Annotated in this window: 17 protein-coding genes; 16 read left to right on the top strand and 1 reads right to left on the bottom strand. The window is 38.6% G+C overall.

What is annotated here, in order from left to right:
* The first annotated feature begins 12 nt into the window (after nt 1-12).
* The 14 genes from BS1321_RS01675 to BS1321_RS01610 all read left to right on the top strand — a co-directional run bounded on the left by BS1321_RS01675 (nt 13) and on the right by BS1321_RS01610 (nt 17381).
* On the top strand, nt 13-1050 hold the full coding sequence (locus BS1321_RS01675; RefSeq protein WP_063233382.1) for an autoinducer 2 ABC transporter substrate-binding protein: 1038 nt from the start codon (nt 13-15) through the stop codon (nt 1048-1050).
* Nucleotides 1051-1144: 94 nt separating this feature from the next.
* The gene (locus BS1321_RS01670) at nt 1145-2809 is read left to right on the top strand and encodes a ribulokinase (RefSeq protein WP_063233630.1); all 1665 of its coding nucleotides are present in this window, start codon (nt 1145-1147) and stop codon (nt 2807-2809) included.
* On the top strand, nt 2809-4269 hold the full coding sequence (rhaB, locus tag BS1321_RS01665) for a rhamnulokinase (RefSeq protein WP_063233383.1): 1461 nt from the start codon (nt 2809-2811) through the stop codon (nt 4267-4269). The genes BS1321_RS01670 and rhaB overlap by 1 nt, the downstream gene beginning before the upstream one ends.
* 15 nt (nt 4270-4284) lie before the next feature.
* A complete protein-coding gene (locus BS1321_RS01660) occupies nt 4285-5580 on the top strand; it encodes a class II aldolase/adducin family protein (RefSeq protein ID WP_063233384.1) in 1296 nt (431 codons plus the stop codon).
* 119 nt (nt 5581-5699) lie between these two features.
* Complete coding sequence (locus BS1321_RS01655; RefSeq protein WP_063233385.1) at nt 5700-6461, top strand: DeoR/GlpR family DNA-binding transcription regulator; 762 nt, start codon at nt 5700-5702, stop codon at nt 6459-6461.
* 572 nt (nt 6462-7033) lie between these two features.
* Nucleotides 7034-7933 carry an ABC transporter ATP-binding protein gene (locus tag BS1321_RS01650; RefSeq protein ID WP_063233386.1) on the top strand — a complete coding sequence of 300 codons (900 nt, stop codon included), beginning with the start codon at nt 7034-7036 and terminating at the stop codon, nt 7931-7933.
* Nucleotides 7926-9176 carry an ABC transporter permease gene (locus BS1321_RS01645; RefSeq protein WP_063233387.1) on the top strand — a complete coding sequence of 417 codons (1251 nt, stop codon included), beginning with the start codon at nt 7926-7928 and terminating at the stop codon, nt 9174-9176. The genes BS1321_RS01650 and BS1321_RS01645 overlap by 8 nt, the downstream gene beginning before the upstream one ends.
* 169 nt (nt 9177-9345) lie before the next feature.
* Nucleotides 9346-9648, top strand: a complete 303-nt coding sequence (locus tag BS1321_RS01640) for a hypothetical protein (protein WP_063233388.1) — start codon at nt 9346-9348, stop codon at nt 9646-9648.
* A 412-nt stretch (nt 9649-10060) separates the two neighbouring features.
* Nucleotides 10061-10549 (top strand): IS3 family transposase, encoded by a 489-nt coding sequence (locus BS1321_RS01635; protein WP_063233389.1) that lies wholly within the window; start codon nt 10061-10063, stop codon nt 10547-10549.
* Between the two features lie 552 nt (nt 10550-11101).
* On the top strand, nt 11102-12622 hold the full coding sequence (locus BS1321_RS01630) for a long-chain-fatty-acid--CoA ligase (protein ID WP_063233390.1): 1521 nt from the start codon (nt 11102-11104) through the stop codon (nt 12620-12622).
* A gap of 34 nt (nt 12623-12656) precedes the next feature.
* Nucleotides 12657-13712, top strand: a complete 1056-nt coding sequence (locus BS1321_RS01625) for a TauD/TfdA family dioxygenase (RefSeq protein WP_063233391.1) — start codon at nt 12657-12659, stop codon at nt 13710-13712.
* A 94-nt stretch (nt 13713-13806) separates the two neighbouring features.
* Nucleotides 13807-15108, top strand: coding sequence for an MFS transporter (locus BS1321_RS01620; protein WP_063233392.1), 1302 nt, complete (start codon nt 13807-13809; stop codon nt 15106-15108).
* A 144-nt stretch (nt 15109-15252) separates the two neighbouring features.
* Entirely contained in the window at nt 15253-16251 is a 999-nt protein-coding gene (locus tag BS1321_RS01615) for a TauD/TfdA family dioxygenase (protein WP_063233393.1), read from the top strand.
* A gap of 182 nt (nt 16252-16433) precedes the next feature.
* Nucleotides 16434-17381: an alpha/beta hydrolase gene (locus BS1321_RS01610; protein ID WP_063233394.1), complete on the top strand. Its 948-nt coding sequence runs from the start codon at nt 16434-16436 to the stop codon at nt 17379-17381.
* Nucleotides 17382-17509: 128 nt separating this feature from the next.
* On the opposite strand, the gene BS1321_RS01605 is transcribed toward BS1321_RS01610, so the two are convergent.
* Nucleotides 17510-18283 carry an SDR family NAD(P)-dependent oxidoreductase gene (locus BS1321_RS01605; RefSeq protein ID WP_063233395.1) on the bottom strand — a complete coding sequence of 258 codons (774 nt, stop codon included), beginning with the start codon at nt 18281-18283 and terminating at the stop codon, nt 17510-17512.
* A gap of 472 nt (nt 18284-18755) precedes the next feature.
* Between BS1321_RS01605 and BS1321_RS01600 the strand changes: the two genes are divergently transcribed.
* Nucleotides 18756-19811, top strand: a complete 1056-nt coding sequence (locus BS1321_RS01600) for a TauD/TfdA family dioxygenase (protein ID WP_063233396.1) — start codon at nt 18756-18758, stop codon at nt 19809-19811.
* Between the two features lie 114 nt (nt 19812-19925).
* Nucleotides 19926-21215 (top strand): MFS transporter, encoded by a 1290-nt coding sequence (locus BS1321_RS01595; protein WP_063233397.1) that lies wholly within the window; start codon nt 19926-19928, stop codon nt 21213-21215.
* Nucleotides 21216-21274: the final 59 nt, after the last annotated feature.

The raw sequence follows: 21274 nt of genomic DNA, 5'->3' as shown, positions 1-21274 counted from the left end.
AGGGGGATCATTATGAAGAAAATGACGGGGATCTTAGCAACAGCTATTTTAGCTGGGGGACTGTTAGCAGGCTGTGTATCACAAGAAGGAGCAACGGGAAACAGTGAAAAAGGAACTAGTGGCGGAGGTGGTAATGAGAAGTTGAAAATTGCCGTAGTACCAAAGTTAATGGGGATACCATATTTCAATGCTTCTGAAAAAGGAGCGATTCAAGCAGGTAAAGACCTTGGTGTGGAAACCATTTACACAGGACCTACGGAACCGGATGCTGCACAGCAAGTAAAAGTCATTGAAGATTTAATTAGTCAAGATGTGGATGTAATCGCGGTAGCGCCAAATGACGCTGCATCACTCTCACCAGTCCTTCAAAAGGCGAAGGATGAAGGAATAATTGTCATGGACTGGGATACACCAGCTGATCAATCCCTTGTAGAATTATCCGTCCACCAAATAGACGATGAAGCATACGGTCGCCATATCGCTAAATCCCTCGTAAAACAAATGGGTGTTGAAAAAGGGCAAATCGCTATATTAACAGGAGGGCTTTCAGCTGCAAACTTAAACACTTGGATTGATGCAGCAAAAAAAGAACTGGAAGAGAATTATCCTGGTATTGAATTAGTATCGGATAAAATCGCGACAGATGAAAAACAACAGGTGGCATACCAAAAAACACTGGATTTAATAAAATCAAATCCTGAATTAAAAGGAATCATGGCTTTTTCTACTCCAGCACCTCTTGGGGCAGCCCAAGCTGTTCAGGAAAAAGGACTGCAAGATGATATTACAGTTGTTGGAACTGCCCTGCCGAAAGACTCTTCACCATATTTAAATGATGGATCTCTAGATGTAGCCATTCTTTGGGAGCCAGACAAACTAGGTTATTTAACCGTTGCCCTTGCCAAACGTCTAGCTGAAGGGGAGAAACCAGAAGATGGTTTGAAAGTTGAAAATGTAGGTGAAATTGACGTGTGGGAAGATGGAAAAACAATCATCATGGGACCACCGACAGATTTTACTAAAGACAATGCAGCTGATTTTAATTTTTAATGTCAGATAGACATAAATGTCCCCTCTCAACTATCTAGAGGGGGCTTTTTATTAAAAATCATGAGTGACTTGTATGTTAGGAGATGGTGAAGGGATGAATGACAGATATACAATTGGAATTGATTATGGTACTGAATCAGGCAGAGTGCTGTTAGTAAATATAGCGAACGGCAATGAAATGGCTACACATGTTACACCTTATCGTCATGGAGTAATGTCTAATAGGCTTCCAGACGGACGTAAACTTGAAAAAGATTGGGCTCTCCAGCATCCAAGTGATTATTTGGACGTTTTATACACTTCTGTTCCTGAAGTGATTCGGTTAAGTGGGGTAGATGCAAATGATGTGATTGGCATTGGAATCGATTTTACCTCATGTACCATTTTACCAATTGATAAGAAGGGAGATCCCCTTTGTTTTGATGAGAAATGGAAAAGGGACCCTCACAGTTGGGTGAAATTATGGAAACATCATGCCGCACAAAAAGAAGCAGATGATATTACACGCATTGCACAGGCAACGAATCAGCCATTCCTGCAACGATATGGCGGGAAAATTTCTTCTGAATGGATGTTCCCTAAGATATTACAAGTGTTGCGTGAATCACCTGATATCTATGAAGAAACGGATCTATTTATGGAAGCCGGGGATTGGATTACCTTCCGACTGACGAATGAGCTGGTACGCAGCAGTAATATGAGCGGTTATAAAGCACTTTGGGATAAAAAAGATGGATATCCGGACCCTGCTTTTTTAGCGGCTATTGATGAACGTCTTCTGGATATACTGGATACAAAAATGCGTGGTGAAGTGTTACCCATCGCTGGGCGGTCGGGTGGTTTAACAGAAGGGATGGCTAAGGAGATGGGGTTGAAACCCGGTACGGCTGTTTCTGTATCCATAATCGATGCCCATGCAGGTGTTCCAGCTGTAGGAGCTGTCCATCCAGGCCAATTTGTGATGACGATGGGAACGTCTACATGCCACATGTTAATTTCTGAGAAAAAACAAAAAGTAGAGGGTATTTGTGGTGTAGTTGAGGATGGAATAATTCCCGGATCATTCAGTTATGAAACGGGACAGGTGGCTGTTGGCGATTCGTTTGCATGGTATATTGAGCAAGCTGTTCCGGAGTATGTAAAGAAAGAAGCTGAGCAAGAAGGTGTCAATCTACATGGCTTAATGGAAAAAAAGGCTTCCTGCTTAATGCCTGGTCAATCAGGGTTAGTGGCTTTAGATTGGTGGAATGGCAACCGAACAGTCCTTGTAGATGCGAACTTGTCAGGTGTGATTGCAGGGATTACTCTTTCTACGAAGCCGGAAGAAATATACCGTGCACTTTTAGAATCAACGGCTTTTGGAACAAGGAAGATCCTTGAAACATTTGAGAATGACGGTATAGAGATAAACGATTTGTTTGCCTGTGGCGGATTACCTCAAAAAAATAAACTATTAATGCAGATATATGCCGATATTTTAAATCGCGAAATTAAAACCGCGGATGGGGAACAAGTGGTTGCATTAGGAGCAGCCATATACGCTGCCACGGCTGCCGGCCGTATAAATGGTGGGTATGATTCCATAGAGGAGGCAGCCTCTAAAATGGCAAAAGTAAAAGAAAAGACTTTTATACCGGTTAAAGAAAATGTAAGGATTTATAAACAACTCTATGCTTATTATTTAGAACTGCATGACTTCTTTGGCCGAGATCACATTTCCATAATGCATGGTTTAAAGAAATTGAGGAGTGTGGATTAATGATACATATTGCGGTGGATATTGGTGCTTCAAGTGGCCGGCTGGTCTTAGGGAAAATTGAGAACGGGAAATTAGTAATTGAAGAAATCCATAGATTTGCGAATGGTTTCACCACCCAAAATGAAACATGTTTTTGGGATATTGATCATTTATTGAATGAAATCTTAAAGGGGTTAGAATCAGCAAAAAAGCTTGGATACGACCACTGTACACTTGGCATTGATACGTGGGGAACGGATTACGTATTGTTGGATGATGATGGACAAAGAGTGCAAGAAGTTATCTCTTATCGTGATAAGCGCACCGAAAATACAATCGAAAAGGTCACAAGAACACTACCTAAAGAAATCATTTATCAAAAAACGGGGATTCAATTCTTATCATTTAACACGTTATACCAATTGTACGAAGAAGATATAAAGAACCTGAAAGTCACCAGGAATGTCATGACTGTGCCTGATTATTTAGGTTACTGCCTAACGGGAAAAAAGGTCACAGAAGTTACAAGTGCTTCTTCGATGCAATTATTGAATTTAAACACGAAGAAGTTTGATGAAGAGTTACTTAATCTGATTGCATTATCAAAAGATCAATTCCCGCCTTTTGCTAATCCAGGAGAACGATTAGGGAAACTGATGAAAGAACGTTTTTCTACTTTTGATCTTCCCGATACAGAAGTGATTATCGTTGCTTCACATGATACTGCTTCCGCCATAGTCGGTTCACCTGGTAATGGAGAGAAATGGGCCTATATTAGTAGCGGAACGTGGTCGTTGCTTGGGATTGAAAGCGATAAACCGATCGTGAATGAGTTAGCCCTTAAAAACAATTATACAAATGAATGGGGTGCATACGGAACCTTCCGCTTCCTGAAAAATATCATTGGCATGTGGGTTATTCAAGAAGTCAGAAGACATTTGAAGGAAGACTATAACTTCGAGCAGTTTGTATATGAGGCAGAGAAAATAAATGAGTGCAGGCAGTTTATCAACTTTAATGATAAACGATTTTTAAATCCAGAAAATATGATTCAAGAAATTCAGCAGTATTGTCGGGAGACGAATCAGGAGATTCCACATACAGTGGGCGAATTAGCGAACTGTATATTTACAAATATGTCTATTATTTATGCGATGTCCATTCGGCAAATAGAAGAGATAACGGGGAAAAGAATCGAGCAACTTCATATTGTCGGTGGAGGAGCGAAAAATGAATTCGTTAATCAACTTACGGCAAACCTAAGCGGGAAAACCATATACGCTGGACCAACAGAGGCTACGGCGATTGGGAATATACTAGTTCAAATGATTTCAGACAATGAATTAAGCGATTTACAAACGGCACGTAAGTTAATACAACACTCGTTTCTTATAAAAAAATATGAGCCAAAAGGAAAAATTGAATCATCCCTGATTGAAAAATTTAAACAAGCAATTTCCATGAAAGAAGAGTGTAAATAATAGGAGTGATAAAGTATGAATGAAAACCTGCATCCAGCCGAACAAATTGTTATGATCATGGAACGTGTCTATAAATATGGTATGACAACAATTTCAGGAGGAAACCTTTCTATTCTAGATGAAAATGGTGACCTTTGGATTACTCCATCGGGCATTGATAAAGGAACATTAACCATGGATGATATCATGTGCGTCAAAAAGGACGGTACAGTCATAGGGAAACATAAACCATCGGTAGAGCTTCCTTTTCATCAGGGAATTTATGAAGCAAGGCCCGATATTAAAGCTGTCGTACATGCACATCCCCCGGCATTGGTTTCCTTTAGTATGGCTCGTAAAGGACCAAACCCAAAATTGCTTTTACATGCATATAAGAGTGTAGCAGATTCCCTTCAGGTTGCACCCTATGCGATCCCTGGAAGCGACAAATTAAAAGAAAATATTTCGGCTGAATTTGCAAAAGGAGGGGATGCAGTCATATTGGAGAATCATGGTATTGTGGTAGGGAAACCCACTATATTTGATGCCTTTATGTTGTTTGAAACCCTTGAAGATACTGCTTGTATGGAAATAAATGCGAGAAATATAGGGAAGCCAGTTGAACTGACCGAACAAAATTTAAAAGAAATAGATTTATATAAAGTTGATAAATTAACACAGATAGAAATGAAGCACCATTCTGTCGAAGAGGTTTCTTGCCGTCAAGAAATGATTAGGTTATTGGAAAGGTTATATGATCGTCAGCTTTTTACAAGTATCTCAGGCAGCTTTTCAACACGCCTTAAAGATGGATCTATTTTAATCACGCCTTCTCAACAGGACCGTAAATATATTAAGGAAGATGAATTGGTTCTGGTTCATCATGAATTTAGTGAAGCTGGCAAGGAACCATGTGAGTTTTATGAGCTTCATCAAAAAATATATGAGTTAAACCCGGAGCTTACATCTGTCATCATTGCCAACCCAAGATTTTTAATGGCCTATGCAGTGACAGATGTTAAATATAATACACACATAATTCCAGAGGCCTACATTGTTCTTCGGGATATAGATAAAGTGCCTTTTGGAATGGGAGAAGATCATAATAGAATGATTGCAGATAAACTAGCAGAGGATAATCCTGTCCTATTAATTGAGAATGGGTATGCAGTTGTCTCAGGAAAAAGTTTACTGAGTGTATTTGATAGGCTAGAAGTAGCTGAATATAGTGCAAAAGCATTGGTGTACGCTAAAAGTATTGGTGAAGTAATCGATATTAGTGATGAAGATATTGAAGAAATTATTGAAGGTTTTAAGCTAATTGCCAAATAACGATATCAATGAAAAAAAGCAGTTCCTAAGCTCTCTATTTATATAGAGGGCTTTATATATGTTACAATACAAAAACAAACAAAAGTAAACAAAGATTATATAGATAGGAGAAAGTTGGTATGCTTGTAGCTCAAAGACACCAAAAAATTGTCGAACTCGTAAATGAACGTTCGAGTATTCGTGTTACAGAATTAAGTGAAATCTTTTCAGTTACAGAGGAAACAATCCGACGTGATCTCGAAAAGCTTGAGAAAGAAACAAAACTAATACGCAGCCACGGCGGTGCCGTTAGTCTGCAAGAAGATGATTCGGAAATCCATTTTTCCGAAAGAGTGATAACAAATGTCAACGAAAAAAAAGTGATAGCATATGAAGCGGCAAAGCGGGTAGTGGAAGGTGACAGGATTATTTTAGATGCAAGTACAACTGCCTGGTATATGTCAAAAGCCTTACCAAACATACCGCTAACGGTAATTACCAATTCCACCAAAGTGGTTATGGAATTGAGTAAAAAAGAAAAAATAGAGGTTATTTCAACCGGGGGAAGATTGCTGTCAAAGTCTTTATCATTTGTTGGTCCGATAGCAGAGAAATCATTAACGATGTATCATGTCAACAAAACGTTTTTGTCTTGCAAGGGGATTCACTTAGAAGAAGGACTCAGTGATTCTAATGAAGGGCAGGCTCTATTAAAAAAGAAAATGATCGAAAGGTCGGATGCAGTGATCCTGATGGTGGATTCCTCAAAGTTTGGAAAAAAGGCGTTTTCATTAATCGTACCGCCTAGTGAAGTGGATGAGGTCATTACGGATGTAGAAATCGATGAAGCATCAAGACAATTTCTAGAAAAAAGAAAGGTAAAAGTAACGATTGTAAAATAAGAAAACAGACTTGCATCAGTTGAAATTTATCGCTTTAAAGCGATTAGACGAATATGTAAATAGGTTGGGCACCCAACCTATTTTTTGTTACGTTGGAACACTGTATATTTGTTTATTCAGAGTGAATCGAAAGATAAAAAAATTTGAAGAAACAGGTGACCACCATTTATATTTCATCGACAACATTTTGTCGACGTGATGAATAGCATAGCTGACATATACCTTGCTTTGCAATCGTATACTTTGGAAATGAGTTAACCGGAAGTGAAAGAGTACATAAGGCTATTCAGATTCGTGACATAATGGCTGTTAGGTGTAGGATGGAGACGTTACGTGATGTGAATAGCTCCATGTCACGCAATAAGAAGAGGAAAGGTGGAATATTCCTTCGATTCGCAGAAAAATCTTATTGCAAACTTTGCATTTCTTTTCAAAGGGTGGATAGTGGAAATTTGTTTCTTGGATATGTCAATTATGGTGAAGGGAAGAGTTCTTAAAGTCTTCTCGATAGTTGAAATTGGAAAACCTTTCCGTTAACATATACTTAGAATCATATATTAGGAGGTTGTGCATTGTCTTTACAAATCAAAGAAGTTACGAAAAAATTCGGGGATTTCACTGCTGTCAACCAGCTTGATTTAACTATCCCCGAAAAAGAAATGTTCGGTTTTTTAGGGGGAAACGGAGCGGGTAAAACGACCACGTTCAGGATGATACTCGGACTGCTTGACCCTACTGAAGGGGAAGTTATATGGGATGGTAAGAAAATCGATTATACGACCAGTTCATTGATTGGCTATCTTCCTGAGGAACGCGGACTATATCCAAAACTGAAGGTCCGCGATCAAATTGTGTATTTGGCAAGATTAAGAGGGATGAACAAAAAGGATGCTTTGAAAGAGTTGGAGTATTGGCTAGACCGCTTTATGGTACCCGAGTATATCGATAAGCGAGTTGAAGAGCTTTCAAAGGGAAATCAGCAAAAAATCCAGCTGATCGCCTCCATGATCCATAAACCTGAATTACTTATCCTTGACGAACCCTTCAGCGGACTGGATCCGGTGAATGTGGAAATACTGAAGAAAGCTGTCATCGACTTAAGGGACAGCGGCACGACGATCGTTTTCTCGAGTCATCGCATGGAGCATGTTGAGGAGATGTGTGAGCATCTTTGCATCATGCATAAAGGTTCCCCTGTTGTGGCAGGAAAATTAAAAGAAATTAAGCGTTCTTTTGGTAAAAAGAATGTATCAATTAAAGCTGATTTTGACTTATCTTTCTTGGATACTTATTCAGGTGTAACAAAAGTTAAGAACACGATGGAAGGGAAAATTCTTCAAGTCACAGGTGAAGATGTTGCTGAGAATATGATTCGTGATCTTGTTCCAAGAGGTTTCGTCCGGAAGTTCGAATTGGAAGAACCATCGCTGACGGATATTTTCATTGAAAAAGTAGGTGCCGTCTATGAATAACTTTTGGATTGTCCTTTCCCATACATATCTATCAAAATTAAAAACGAAATCCTTTATCATTTCTACAATCATTATGATGGCCCTAATTCTAGTCCTTACGAATATTTCGAATCTTATTGATAAATTTGACAGTGATGATCAGGAAAAGGTTGCCGTCATCGATCAGACTGAAGATAGCTTATTTGATTCTTATAAAAATGCGGTTACAGGTGTGAACGATGACCTATCGATCATTTCCGCCCAGGATGAAAAGGAAGCGGAGAAAATGGTCAGCGCAGAAGAAATCGTTGGGTATCTGTTAATCGAAAAGGATGACAGCCTAGGTTTCAAGGGAACGTATAAAGCGAATCAAATTTCAGATTCTGCAGTAAGTAACGATTTGCTTTTAGCGCTTACCCAATTGAAGGGTCAAATAACTGCGAAGGAATTGAATTTGACAGGGCAGCAAATCGCTCAATTGAATACGCCGCCAGCATTTGATACCATTGCGCTTCAGAAAAATGCAAAAACGGAAGAGGATCTTAATCAAGCACGAGGTCTCGTGTATGTGCTCCTATTTGTCATCTACTTCGGTGTGTTGATGTATGCAACAATGATTGCAATGGAAGTGGCTACTGAGAAAACATCCCGAGTCATGGAAATCCTGATTTCAAGTGTTCCGCCAGTCACACAGATGTTTGCCAAAATAATGGGTGTTGCTTTACTTAGTCTTACGCAAATGATTTTATTTTTTGGAGTGGGCTATTTCTCGATTAAACAAAACTTGACAGGTATGGATGAAGGATTCTTTTCATTTTTCGGTTTCGGCAGCACCGATATCTCAACGATCATATATGCAATCATTTTCGCTTTGCTTGGTTATTTTCTGTACGCGACTCTTGCGGCATGCCTTGGGTCCGTTGTCAGCAAAATTGAAGATGTCCAGCAAATGATTTCACCGATGACCATGTTAGTCGTCATTGCCTTCATGATTGCGATGTTTGGACTAGGGAATCCGTCAGCGAGTTATATTACGATTACATCATTCATTCCATTTTTCACGCCTATGATCATGTTCTTGCGCGTAGGGATGCTTGAAGTTCAGTTCTGGGAAATCGCTATCAGCATTGCTGTGTTAATCTTAACCATTGTTTTACTAGGAATAATCGGAGCAAAAATCTATCGTGGTGGAGTCTTGATGTACGGAAGCTCAAAATCATTGAAAAGCATCAAGAATGCATTACAATTATCAAAGAAAAATTAACATGAAACCTGGATCCTTCATTCCTGATGAAGGTATTCAGGTTTTTTAATAAGATAACATTCAAATAAAAAATATTATGAGAGTTATGAAAAAGGAACGAAAAGTAACATAGATATAAGGGAACATAAATATATTCCATTTATGCAACCACGATTAGGAGTGAACTATAATGAGCAATCTGGTAACGTTGACGATAGCTTCAGAAGCGTTTCTCTTGCTATCCTTCATCATTATTATTTTATCAACCAGGAATCCGAAAAAGAATGTACTCATTGTCATCCTATTCATCATTGGAGCCGCACCGCTTTTATATTTAGCCATAGATCATGTAAAAAACGATTATATGGATGCAAATATAGGATTGGGTCTTGCCTTTATGTATACCTGGATATATAGCGCAGTTGCCTTTATCATTGCCATCATTCTTTTAGTGAAAAAGAAAAGGAATAATAATATTTCTAAAGAACAGTGATTATCGCTTTTTGGAATCTTAATATAAATGAAATAAAAACGCTGAGGAAACATGAACTATCCCCCGAATAACGGACACACATAAAAAAGTGTCCCTTATCCGGGGTTTTTTTATGCTTCAATAGGTGTAATGAGTATGGACGGAGGGTTTCTATGAGTAAGAATATATATTGAATTTCAGATTAAAGAACTTGAAAAGAATCCAACTATCATTAGTGCTTCAGAGCGTTCTATTTCCTATAATCCTGAATTTAAAACAAAAGCTGTTAAGGAATATAAAAAGGGAAATCCCCCTCTCAAATTTTCATGGAACATGGCTTTAATCTCGAAATAATTGGTAATGAACAGCGTTGTCTACAGTGCTGGCGTGATACCTTTGAAAGGTTTGGTGAGGACGGTCCTTACGGAACACCGTGGAAAAGGAAGTACAGGACGCCCTTTCTTCCAAGCCACAGTCTGTAGAGGATCAACTTAGGAAGGCCGAAGCGAGAATCAAATTCCTTGAAGCAGAAAATGACTTTCTAAAAAAGCAAGTTAGAAAGGCGGGCGTTGAAAATGAAATAATTCTAATTGCAACTGAGAAGTTCTATCTGATTGAAAGAACGATCAGGATAAACCAGTTAAAGAAGGCTGTTTCCTATCTATGCAAATTGGCTGGTGTAAGTCGAAGTAGCTACTACGATTGGTTAAAGGCAGCTTCAACCCGTGAGCTATGCCAGAAACAGGATGATTTGGACATAGAATTAATTAAAAATATATTCCTCAGTAAAAAGGAAAAAGTAGGAGCCAACCAAATCAAAATGGTTATGGAAAATGATTATTCGGCCGTCATGAATCATAAGAAAATCAGACGGTTGATGGCTAAGGCAACCAAGGAGCACCATACTTGTCCAACATTCTAAATCGTGAATTCAAACAGAAGGAGCCAGGGGAAATTCTGCTTACTGACATTGCCTATCTTTATTATGGAAAGGGTCAAAAAGCGTAGTAGTCATACGTAAAAGATGCGGCTACAAAAGAAATAGTCACGTACCATTTACCCACGTCATTAGAAATGAATATCGTTTATGAAAAGTTAAACAAGCTAAGGCAGGCTGTGAATCACGAGTTCCATCCGAGTGCAATCCGTGCATTCTGACCAAGGATTCCATTACACCCATCCGCTATTTCAAAACAAAGTGAAGGAACTTGGGCTAACCCAATTCATGTCCTGCAAGGGAAACTGTTGGGATAATGTGCCGATGGAAAGTTTTTTAGATGGAGAGATCATGAAGTAGCCCTTCTGTTATCCTGAAATTCCTTTTTAATATTATTAATACTTACATACAAATTAAAATCTTTAATTTTATTTAATTATAATTTATGAGTATACTTAAAATGTAATAATAGTTTAAATATTCAAAAAAGTTGGCATTCAAAGCCTTCTATGTGAGAAAAGGGGTGGAATTCATTTAATGAGTTATAACTTAAACGAAAATCTAAAAAGAAGCGCAAGTAATTTCCCAGAAAGTATCGCTTATATCTATGGAGATAAAAGTGTTACTTATCAAGAACTTAATCAGAAGGTGGATCAATTGGCTGCTGGTCTGTATGTACAAGGAATCAGGAAGGGAGATGGAGTGGCTCTTATTTTAGGAAATAGCCCTGAATTTCTCATTGCGTACTACGGTATTTTACGGCTTGGTGCATTTGTTGTTCCGATCAATCCTTTTTATACCCAAGGGGAAATCAATTACTTATTAGACAATTGTCAAGCCAAAGCGGTCATTACTCATGTATCTTTAGAATCGAAGTTATCAGAAGTAAAAAAGCAATTGGAAAATCTGAAGCTTGTGGTTTATACCGAAGCTGAGAATCAGGAAACGACATGGGAGCATCTCATGGAAACAAGCACAAGCTTTAATACTTATGGAAGCCCTTACATTGATGATGAAGATCTTGCAGTCATTCTATACACATCAGGAACAACCGGGAAACCAAAGGGTGCAATGTTAACGCATCGGAACTTGGTTTCAAATGCGGACTCCATTTCAAAATTATTAGAATTCGATATTAAAGATCGTGTCATAGCAGTTCTGCCAATGTTCCATGTATTCTGTATGACTGTTTGTCTGAATGCGCCAATTGCTTGTGGGGCTACAGTCCTGATCCAGCCTAAATTCAGCCCTCATGACGTGGTCAGCACCATTCGAGAAAAAAAGGCAACCGTGTTTGCTGGAGTACCTACGATGTACAGTTTTATCTATCAATTGCCTGAAGCGATTGCGGAGGATTGCCAATCTATTCGCATGTGTATCTCTGGAGGTGCCTCGATTTCGGCAGAGCTGCTGCATAAATTTGAAAACAAGTTTAATGTTTCTATCTTGGAAGGATATGGGCTTTCGGAAACTGCTCCTCTCGTCGCTATTAATCCTTTAAAAGGAACTCGCAAGCCAGGTTCTATCGGCTTGAATATTCCAGCTGTCCAAAGCAAAGTTGTAGATGAGTTCGGAAAAGAATTGCCGCGAGGAGAAGTCGGAGAATTAGTTGTTCAAGGGCCAAATGTAATGAAGGGATATTTGGGGATGCCGGAAACTACTTCAGCTGCTTTTAATGAGGGATGGTTTTACACTGGTGATCTCGCAACAATGGATGAAGAAGGATACATCTACATTGTTGACCGCAAGAAGGACATTATTATTGTTGGAGGCTACAATGTATATCCTCGTGAAGTGGAGGAAGTCCTGTATCAACATACTGCTGTGGTAGAGGCAGCCGTAATCGGAGTTCCAGATGCGGAATACGGAGAAAGTGTTAAAGCTTTTGTCGTAGTTAAGGATGATCAGATCACCATGAATGACATTATCCAATTCTGTCAGGATAAGCTGGTGAAGTACAAACTTCCTAAACGAGTAGAATTTTTTAAAGAGCTGCCTAAGAGCTCAACAGGGAAGATTTTGCGCAGAGAGTTAAGAGAATTGACTGAAGTGAAGTAAGAAATGAACCAACTTACTAAAAGGGGGATTAATTATGTCAACCATTTTAAAGAAAAAAGTTAAAGGGCAAGTAGCGTGGAAAGGCACTGACCTGGCTAAAGATGATTCATGGGTTTATTATTTGTCTGAAAAAACGATTGCCTCTCTTGAGAACGCTTTAGTTCATGTTAAACAAAAGGGTTTAAAAGCACCTGATTTTAACAAAGAGGATTTTCCGATTCCTGATATATATGAAGAAATCGTTTACTTTGTTGAAGAGCTGGAGAATGGGAGAGGGTTCCTATTAATTCGTGGATTACCTATTGATAGGTATACAGATGAAGAAGCAAGCATCATTTACTGGGGTCTCGGACTTCACATGGGCATTCCGGTATCGCAAAACGCAAATGGTGACCTCTTAGGGCACGTCAAAGATCAAGGTTTTAGCTTAGAAAATTCTAATGTACGTGGTTACCAAACGAAACTGCATCTTCCATTTCATGCTGATGGATCTGATGTTGTTGGATTATTAAGCCTGCGAAAAGGGAAATCTGGAGGTCACAGCAGTATCATCAGTTCGATGACTGTTTACAATGAAATTCTGGAGAAGAACCCGGAATATTTAGGAGTTCTCTGTCGTCCATTTTCCTTTGATCGTCGTGGAGAGGAAGCGCCGGGAGAACCTCCAGTATTTACATCATCAATCTTTAATTATTATGAAGGTAAACTGAGCTGTAGATATGTCCGTTTATTTATCGAATCAGCACAAGCAAAAACAGGCATCCAATTATCAAAAGTGGAAATTGAAGCATTAGACTTACTGGATTCCCTCCTTCATGATGAGAATTTACATTATAACATGATGCTGGAGCCAGGGGATATGCAGTTCGTCAATAATTATACGATTCTGCACTCACGTACTCAATACGAAGACTATGAAGAGCCGGAACGCAAACGACATCTTTTAAGATTGTGGCTCACAATGCCAAATGGTCGGGAAATTTCCCCGGAATTCGCGATGTTTATTGATGAGAATACGGGTAAATCAGGTCGCGGCGGCGTACCACAACGTAAAACAACATCTGGCGGTATTGTAGAAACCCTGAAGTGATTTTTTATAAAACGTTTAGTAAGGACGAGTGGGAACACCTTTTCAGAGCACAGAAAAAGGTGTTCCTTATATAGGAAAATGTGGGGAGATTTACATGACAAGCACTCCAAAATATTCTTGGATTATCTTATTATTTCTAGTTCTTAGCGGGATGATCAACCAAGTGGATAAAATAATTATTGGTTTGGTTTCCGTTCCTTTAATGAAAGAGTTACATTTAAGTCCATCTCAATGGGGAGTTGTAGGAAGTTCTTTCTTTTGGTTCTTTACTTTCTCCTCTATTATTCTTGGCGGCATGGCCGATTCAAAAAACACGAAAAAAATGTTAACTTGGATGTCGTTGATTTGGTTGATAGTTCAATTTTTCACCCCTTTCGTTAACAGTTTGTCTATGCTTTTGTTAACCAGAATGATTTTGGGAGCTGGTGAAGGTCCTGCCCCAGCTCTATCCACGGCAATCATGGGAAAATGGTTCCCGAAACATAGGCACGGCATCGGCTTTGGTGCGGTTCTGTTAGGAACGACAGGGGGATCTGCGATCGCTTCACCATTATTGATCTCCTTGATTGATCATTATGGATGGAGATCTGCATTTATAGCGATGGGTATTCTGGGACTGATTGTGCTGGTTTTATGGATGATTTTCGGAAAAGAAAGTCCTCAAGAAATCGGCTGCCCGTCGATACAGCAAAAGGAGCAGCAATCATCCAGCCTCTCTAAAGTTTCTTGGAGTCAGTTTCTTCCGCATCTATTATCTAAAAATTTTATTCTGATCGTTTTGTGCGGGGGGGGTGCCTATTGGTTATTGTCCGTACAAGCGGTATGGCTTCCAGCCTATTTTACCAAAATTCAACATTTTAATGGTCAAACATTAAAATTAGCCGTGTCTTTACCTTTTCTTTTTGCAGCCTTTTTCCAATTAGGATTTGCCATTCTATCAGATCGGCTCTATCGTAAAACAAGAGATATTCGTAAAGCACGAATAAATCTTGCCGGTATAACGATGATGTTATCAGCTCTATGCTTATACCTAGCAAATGCCGCGAATTCCACGGCGATATCCATATTGTTCTTCACCCTTGCTCCGGGTTTTGCGTATGTCATTCTTTCACTCGCACCTGCAATATTGATGGAGTTTTTTTCTCCCAAGAATATTGGAAAGGCACAAGGGACGTTCATTGCACTTGCAAGTACTACAAGTATTATTGCTCCACTCGTATTTGGCTATCTTATTCAAAATGCAGCGACTGAAGCTATCGGATACGGATACGCATTTCAAGCCTCTTCTTTAGGGATGCTCATAGTCGGATTATTGTTTTGGATCGGTGTACGTCCCGCAAAGGAAAGCTACACAATAATTGAAAAAGATGAGCAAGTGAGTATAAACGTAGATTGAAAGATTCTTAGTAAGATTATATTGATCTAACTTAATTATAAGTTACAAAGATAATTTCATTTAATTAATAAGTGTACCATAAATAATAAATTCAAAATATTCCGTTTATTAAAGTGGTATAACAAATATAAAGGAGGAATATGTATGTCAGTTATTTTAAAGGAAAAAATTCAAGGGCGTTCAGCGTGGAAAGGTATCGAACTAGCAAAAGATGATTCATGGATTTATTATTTGTCAGAGAAAACCCTCGCAGCTCTTGAAAAGGCTGTATTACATGTTCAGCAAAAACGGTTAAGGGCTCCCAATTTTAACAAGGAGGATTTCCCGATTCCTGATCTCGCTGATGAAATTGCTTATTTTGTAGACGAGCTGGAGAATGGGAGAGGATTTCTATTGATTCGTGGATTACCAATGGATCAATATACCGACGATGAAGCTAGTATCATTTACTGGGGTCTTGGACTTCACTTAGGCCTACCGATCATTCAAGAAAAAAAGGGTGACCTCTTAGGGCATATCAAAAATATGGGTAAAGACTTTAATGATAATACAACAGTAAGAGGTTACCAAACGAATGTACGTCTTGACTATCACACAGATCTCGCTGATGTTGTCGGATTACTATGTCTTCGTAAAGCGAAATCTGGCGGTTTAAGCAGTATCGCTAGTGCGATGTCTATCTATAATGAAATTCTGGATAATCACCCAGAGTACCTTGAAATTCTCTATCGTCCATTTGCCCATGATCTTCGTGGGGAAGAAGCACCAGGTCAATCTCCTGTAGTTCCATCACCGGTCTTTAGCTATTACGATGGTAAATTAAGCTGCAGATATATACGTCAATATGTCGAATCAGCACAAACGAAAACAGGTATCTCTTTGTCGAAAGAGGAAATCGAAGCATTTAATTTTATAGATTCCCTTACTGCTGATAAAAACTTTCATATTGATATGATGATGGAACCGGGTGATATGCAATTCGTTAATAATTATACCGTTTTTCATTCACGTACACTATTTGTAGATTATGAAGAAGAAGACCGCAAACGTCATTTATTAAGATTGTGGCTCATGATGCCAAATGGCCGAAAAATTGCTCCAGGTTTCGAGTTTTATATAGGGGGAGCACCTGTAATTAGATAAAAACCGGTGATAACAATAATCACCACTATTTTTGTATGGTGATTTTATTCAACGAAAATGATGAATAAAATCACCATTTTATATTTTTATTTTGAAGTTAATCTGAGAGTTTCGTGACAGGAATAATGGTTTCGAATATAGACTGGGTAAGTTAAAAATAACCTGAAGTGAGGATGAGTTTTTTGGCAAATTTAGATCCGCTAGCAGAAAAATATTTACAAGCATTTAATCAGCTGCCATCTATTCATACGATGGATCATAAGTCAGTAAGAGAGATGCTTTCTAAAGCTCCACGTCCTGCTGTAAAACTAGAACCGCTTTCAAAAGTTGAGGATTTCATGATTCCGGTAAGCCAGGATGAAACAATCAAATGCAGGGTATATATACCGGAGGGGCAAGGTCCTTTCCCTCTATTTATTTACTACCATGGTGGAGGATGGGTTCTAGGAGACATTGATTCAACGGATGCTAGCTGCCGAATGATAGCGAATCGAACGGAAAGTATCGTTGTATCCGTAAACTATCGTCTTTCTCCAGAGTATAAGTTTCCGACTCCAGTAGAAGACGCCTATTCCGCATTGCAATGGGTTTTTGAAAAAGGGACTTCATTTAACGGAGATGTTTCTCGATTGGTAGTTGGAGGGGATAGCGTAGGTGGAAATCTAGCGACTGTAGTTACGATGATGGCGAGAAACAAAAAAGGTCCAAACATCACTGCACAGGTCTTAATCTATCCTGCGACAAATCTTGAGTTCAATACGGAATCCCATCGAACCTTTGCAAAAGGATTTGGTCTTGATCGAGAACAGTTGATTTGGTTCCGTAATCATTATTTAAGGAATATTGAGGACAGGTGTAATGAGTATGCTTCCCCCTTGGTAGCTCAAGATTTAAGTGATCTCCCGCCAGCAATTGTTATTACAGCGGAAAATGATGTGCTTCGGGATGAAGGAATGGCCTATGCTGAACGTCTGAAAGATTTTGGTGTACAAGTTGAATATGAATGTGAACCCGGGATGGTCCACGGATTTTTTGTACAAATGGCCATTTTCTCAAAGAACATAGAATTGACTGTTTCTAGGATCGAGAAGTTCTTGAGTTCCTTGAAATATACAATAGGGATAGATTGAAAGAAAATGTTCTAAATGAAGCGAGCCTCAGATTTTAGTGAGGCTCGCTTTTTAAAATAACCTATTTAATTTTTAAAATAGAAATTATTGATAATCAACGAAACTGTAACAATAGCAACCCTAGGCATTTAGTAATAAACGGTATTTCCAATTCCACCGGTTACCGAAATGACATCGCCAGTTATCGATGCCGCCAAAGGTGAGGCAAGGAAGGTAACGGCATAAGCAATTTCCTCTGGTGTAATCAAGCGGCCAAGGGCATTCATTGATGCTGCCTGGCGTATAGCTTCCTCATTAGTGACACGGCCTCTAAACGTTTCCGTATCGACAATCCCTGGATAAACAGCATTGACAGTAATTTCGTGCTTTCCTAATTCTAATGATGCGGATTTTGTCATATGGACAACAGATGCATTACGAGGTCCGGAACTAAAATAATTGCCGCCAATTCTAGCTGCCAGACCACTTATATTGATAATACGTCCCCAATTATTTTGGATCATATAAGGAGCAACAGCCCGGATACAACGAAAATAGCCCAAATACTTTTCTTCAAAATCTTTCAAGATAAGTTCATCTTTAATGCTGTTAAATTCCTCTGGTTCATGGCCACCAACACGGGCTCCACTGTTGATTAAAATATCAATGCTTCCCATTTCTGCTGCTGATTTTTCAACTAAATTTAGGATAGAGTCAGGATCATTAGTATCTGCCACGATTGGATAAATACTTCTGTTGGTTTCTTTGGCCAATTCGTCTGCTGCATTCTTTAGTGAAGATTCGTTTCTTGAACAAATCGTACAATCTACACCTTCCAAAGCCAACTGACGGGCAATAGCTTTGCCAATCCCCCTGCTTCCTCCAACGATAAGTGCTTTTTTTCCAGATAATTTTAAGTCCATAGTTCAACCTCCTGTTTCGAATTAACTTGTATTAGACTCTGCTTGAAAGTTATTTATTAGAATATTTAATCATTTCTATCTTTGATTCTACCTATAAATTATAATTATATAAAATTAAAAATATTAAATTGCACTTAAGTTTTATTAATATAAAGATATGTGTTGTAAGATTGCCATGTACAAGGGTGTTATATTTTCCATTTATTAGTAAAGGTTATTTGCAGATTAAAAATTTTAATTTTATTTAACTGAAAATTATGAATATAATTAATGGAATAACAATTATAACAGTCAGAAGTTATTTGAAGCGCTTCCATGGAAGTGAGGGGGGAACAAGGAACAACATTTATTAAGCAATAATTGTTGTATAAGGGCTTGAAAGATAGTGGCAGTCGCTTTTAAGTAGGAAAACAGCCCAAACTCATTAGGTACTATAGTTAAAATTGCAATAGAATACGAAGGAGGATTCTCGGTGCCGTCTATTTTAAAGAAAAAAATTCAAGGACCAGTGGCTTGGAAAGGTATTGATTTAGAAAAAGATGATTCATGGATTTATTATTTGTCAGAGAAAGCGATTGCAAATCTTGAAAGCGCTTTATTTTATGTAAAACAAAAAGGGTTAAAGGCACCTGATTTTAACAAGGAGGACTTTCCAATTCCGGATCTTTCTGACAAAATAGCATACTTTATAAACGAGTTGGAAAATGGGAGAGGTTTTCTATTAATTCGTGGCTTACCAATTGAAAAGTATACAGATGAAGAAGCAAGCATCATTTACTGGGGTCTCGGAGTCCACCTAGGCATCCCGGTAACGCAAAACGCAAAAGGTGATTTATTAGGGCATGTTGTTGACCAAGGTCTCGACATTAATGATTCAAATGTACGTGGTTACCAAACGAATGCTCATCTTCCCTTTCACCCAGATGGATCTGACGTAGTCGGATTATTAAGTCTTCGAAAAGCTAAAGCTGGCGGTTACAGTAGTATCGTAAGTTCCATCGCGGTTTACAATGAAATTCTGGATAGGTACCCAGAGTATCTTGGAGTTCTCTATCTTCCATATTTCTTGGATCGTCGTGGTGAGGAAACACCAGGTGAATCTCCTGTTTATTCATCACCAGTCTTTAGTTATTACAAAGGAAAATTAAGCTGCAGATATAACCGCGGATATGTCGAATCGGCACAAACAAAAACAGGGAGATATTTGTCAAAAGTTGAAACTGAAGCATATGACTTAATAGATTCCCTCCTATATGATGAAAACATGCATATTGATATGATGATGGAACCGGGTGATATGCAATTTGTTAATAATTATACTGTTCTTCATTCACGTACTGTATACGAAGACTATGAAGAACCTGAACGAAAACGTCATTTATTAAGATTGTGGCTCACGATGCCAAATGGGCGAGAAATTGCGCCAGACTTCGCGATGTTCATTGATGAGAAAACAGGTAAAGCGGGTCGCGGCGGTATTCCGGTACGTGAAAAAACAGCTGGAGGTATTACAGATAAAATGAGGTAATGGGATTAATAAATATAAGAGTTTAGACGAGGTTAAACACGGAAGGTTTACCTTTAAAAACTTTTAAAACACTAATTGATTCATGTTAACGGAATAGAAGGGGAGATTATTAATTTGAAAACACCTAAATATTCTTGGATCATATTATTAATTCTTGTAGCTTCAGGTATGATCAACCAGGTTGATAAAATTATCATTGGTTTGGTTTCTGTTCCTTTAATGAAAGAGTTACATTTAAGTCCTTCACAATGGGGAATTGTCGGCAGTTCGTTTTTTTGGTTCTTTACCTTTTCCTCTTTCATTCTAGGGGGAATGGCCGATACAAGAAATACGAAAAAAATGTTTACTTGGATATCGTTTGTCTGGTTGGTTGTTCAATTCACCACACCTTTTGTTTCCAGTCTGTCTCTGCTAGTAATTACAAGAATGGTCTTGGGAGCAGGAGAAGGTCCTGCAGTTGCTATATCAACTTCAATAATAGGAAAATGGTTCCCTAAACATAGACATGGTATAGGCTTTGGCGCTGTTCTCTTTGGAGCAACAATCGGGCCAGCGGTTGCTTCGCCATTATTAATCTCCTTGATCAATGGATATGGATGGAGATCTGCTTTTATAGCAATGGGGATTGTTGGACTAATGGTGCTAGTTTTATGGTTGATTCTTGGAAAAGAAAGCCCAAAAGAAATCGGTTCGTATACTTTTGATCAAGAAGATAAGCACTCAATAATTTCTTCTAATGTTTCTTGGCGTCAGTTTCTTCCGTATCTTTTATCTAAAAATTTTATTTTTATCGTTTTGTGTGCAGGATGTGCCTATTGGTTATTGTCCGTTCAAGCGGTATGGTTTCCTGCATATTTCACCGAAATTCAACATTTTGATGGGAAAATGTTGAAACTTGCAGTGTCTTTACCTTTTCTTTTTGCTGCCATTTGCCAAATTATATTTGCCTTGTTATCGGATCGGCTTTATCGCAAAACAGGAGATATTCGTAAAGCACGAATAAATGTTGCAGGGATTACGATGGTGCTATCCGCTATTTGTTTATTTCTTGCAAATGCCTTTAATTCTAGTGCTATTTCCATTCTATTCTTTATCCTTGCTCCGGGTTTTGCGATTGTTATTCTTTCACTCGCACCCGCCATATTAATGGAATTCTTTTCTCCCAAAAACATTGGAAAGGCTCAAGGGACCTATGTGGCTCTATCAAGTTCAGCAAGCATTATTGCTCCACTCATATTCGGGTATCTTATCCAGTATGCAGGAACAGAGGCAATTGGATATGGTTATGGCTTCCAAGTAACTTCTTTGGTTATGTTCGTAATCGGATTATTGTTTTGGACCATTGTCCGTCCCGCGAACCAAAGTCAAACAACGAAAAAAACTGAGGAACAAGTTATTGTATAAAAATCATTAATAGGTGAATCAAGGAGGGAAATAAACTATGTGTAAAAATGAAAAGGCTG

Origin of the sequence: Peribacillus simplex NBRC 15720 = DSM 1321, assembly GCF_002243645.1 — a bacterium.
Classification (GTDB): domain Bacteria; phylum Bacillota; class Bacilli; order Bacillales; family DSM-1321; genus Peribacillus; species Peribacillus simplex.
Note: the sequence above shows the minus strand (reverse complement) of the source record. Positions and strands in the feature narration are given on the sequence as shown.